The following is a 2,754-nucleotide window of genomic DNA, read 5'->3' as shown; positions in this document are numbered from 1 at the left end:
TTTATCAAAAAGGCAGCGGGAGAAAAAACGATTAACAGAGAAGTGCCGGGTAAGCTGAGGTATTGGTAGTACTACTGGTGCGGGGTTTTGGTTTTTCTGCGGAGCATAGCGGAGCGGTTCAGTTCTTCCTGTGAAGGTCTGATTTCCTATCAGTCAGCTGCTCTATCTGCATGAAACGGTACCCTCACAGGAAACACCCTAAGTTGGGGTATAATGCAACATTGACTAGCTTCGTTGTGGCAATGTTAACTTTCAACGATCAGTCGTTGAGAGCACCTCCTCAGGAGTAAGGTTAATCTCCTCTTCCCGAAATTCACAAATTTCTATGGTCAAGGCAGTTATACCTTGAATCCACCGATGATTGTGTTCAGTTGGGTGGACCTTTCAAGAAGCTCCTGGGCATTATTTTCAACCTCTTGGCTGCTGTTTGAAATTTCCGATGATGCATTCGAGACAAGTGAAATATTTTGAGTGATTTCAGCTGCAACAGTAGAGCTCTGAGACACGTTTTCATTTACCTCCTGAATTCCCTGGCTGGCCTGAGTTATATTCTCGGCAATTTCACGGGTTGTGGCGGTCTGCTCTTCCACTGCAGTGGCAATGGTACCGACGGTTTCGTTGACTCCAATAATGACATCAGTGATACTGCCTATGCCCTTGCCAGTCTTCTCTGAAGTTTCCTGCACAGCATCGACAAGCGTCTTGATTTCGAGGGTGGCTTCGGCCGTCTGCTTTGCCAACTCCTTGATCTCATTTGCTACAACTGCAAACCCTTTCCCAGCCTCACCTGCTCTGGCAGCCTCAATGGTCGCATTCAAAGCCAGAAGATTGGTTTGCTCCGAGATTTCGGTGATGGTCTCGGTCACCCTCCCTATCCGGCTGGCAGCAGATCCGAGTTCATCCACGAATGTTGAGGCCTCTTCTGCCTGATTTACAGCATCCATGGAAACTCCACGTGCTCGCTCGGCGTTATCGGCAATATTGTTGATCGTAGAGCTCATTTCTTCAGCGGCAACGGCAACCATATTGGTATTGGTAGCCGATTCTTCCATTGCAGCTGCCACATTACCCAGGTTCGTGCTCATTTCTTCCGAAGCAGCAGCGACACTGGTGGCCCGCTGGGAAGTATCTCCAGAGTGTTTCAGTAGTGAGCCGGAAATATCCGACAACACATCTGAGCTAGTAGCGATACTAGTCGAATTACCTGCAATCTGCTGAACGATACTTTGAAGTTTCTCTATGAATTTGTTGAACCATCCAGCCAGATCTCCGATCTCATCCTTATTTTTGATTGTTATACGTTTGGTCAAGTCACCTTCACCTGAGGCGATCTCTTCCATACTGCTGGCGACAGCGTTAATAGGGTTGACCACGGTTCTTTTTATGAAAAAGAGGATCGCTGTCATAAGCAGGGTGAACAGGGAAAAAATAATACCAAATATGGTTTGGATTAGCGACTTTAGTTCCTTGAACTGGTCCATAAGAATATCAGTCTTAATTCCTAATACATATAGACCTGTCTTGTCCTCAGCAAATCCTTCGAACTTACCAGAGAACATTAGAAAATTATCATCAAGAGTCGCTTCTTGCTTTAAAACTGTTTTAAGAGTGCCTGGTTGTTTTAGGTTATTAAAAAATTCCTCATCAACATCTTTTTGATTGAGATAATAACCTTCTATTTGTGTCTTACTTTTCATGCCCGGCGCAATATTGGTGTCGTTTCCGTCCATGAAATATACAAACTCAATGTTATATGGTTTTAGGGTACGTTTGATTGAGTTAAGGCCACCTTCGAAATTGGCAATACCAATAAACTCATCGCTTGAGCGTATAGGAAAAAGGCCTTTAAGCCTGACGCCCTTACTGGAGGGCTCCATGGCAGCATGTGACTTTCCACTATTTTTAACGAAATTATATCCAGTTGAATAATCAAGTGACTCACCGTGCTTATCTGGTGCCCAAGATTTATAAAATGATTTAAGGTTCTTATCAATTAGGTGTACTTGGACATTTTTAAAGCCGGTATTGTCCTTAAAGGACTTTCCAAGCTGTTTAAGGATGCTGTTGGCTCTTTGCCTATCATTGTTGAGTAGGGCAGCGATGACCTCCGGGTTACTTGCGACCTGCAATGCATTAGTTTGCCACACCTTTTTTTTAGCTTCCATTGCTACTTCAAAGTTGTGCCTAGCGTTTGCAGCAGCTTTAACTATTTGCTCTTCCTTGAGTTTGTTGTAGTACAAAAGTGTAATGACCGATGTGATACCAAAAACTACAACAAAGCCTATTGTGCTGATTAGAATGAGCTTGATATTAATTTTCATACAGGTGATCTCCGCATGCAGATTTTCCGTTAAAGCAAGTGGCAAAGCATCATATTGTTATTGTGCAATGTTCGATACGAAGAGTCAAAAAAAAAAAATAGGAAAGCATCTTGCCGTGAAAGAAGACACTATCAGAAAAAACCTATTAGATTCTTTGGTGTAGCTGACTGGCAGATATATGAAGATTTGAACTACCAATATTTAGGACCAGTCAGGTTTCCATAATTAAGGTTATTCCTGTTATGTTGCGAGTCGAGCTATCCTATTGAAATAATAATGTTTTTACGCCGAATTGTCCGAAAGCTAATTTGTTCTATCATTTCAAGATATTCCGCTATTTTTGGGAACAATTCTTCTTTCCCATGCAACATAACTTATATTGGCATTTCCTACTTATCCGCCAACCTTACGGAGTTCAGAAGTCCCCTAAAGG

1 protein-coding gene is annotated in these 2,754 nt (G+C 42.7%); it reads right to left on the bottom strand.

The genetic code is table 11. From position 1 onward, the window contains the following. Positions 1–338: 338 nt before the first annotated feature. The gene (locus tag JWH17_RS22985; RefSeq protein WP_232371269.1) at positions 339–2,321 is read right to left on the bottom strand and encodes a methyl-accepting chemotaxis protein; all 1,983 of its coding nucleotides are present in this window, start codon (positions 2,319–2,321) and stop codon (positions 339–341) included. Positions 2,322–2,754 lie beyond the last annotated feature (433 nt).

This window comes from Desulfogranum marinum, assembly GCF_016918565.1.
Taxonomy (GTDB): Bacteria; Desulfobacterota; Desulfobulbia; order Desulfobulbales; family Desulfobulbaceae; genus Desulfogranum; species Desulfogranum marinum.
The sequence above is the reverse complement of the archived record's forward strand: the minus strand, read 5'-3'. Positions and strand labels throughout refer to the sequence as shown.

What these genes read in the sequence shown, in the direction of transcription:
- JWH17_RS22985 (WP_232371269.1), bottom strand. Translation starts at nt 2,321, where the DNA reads ATGAAAATTAATATCAAGCTCATTCTAATCAGCACAATAGGCTTTGTT.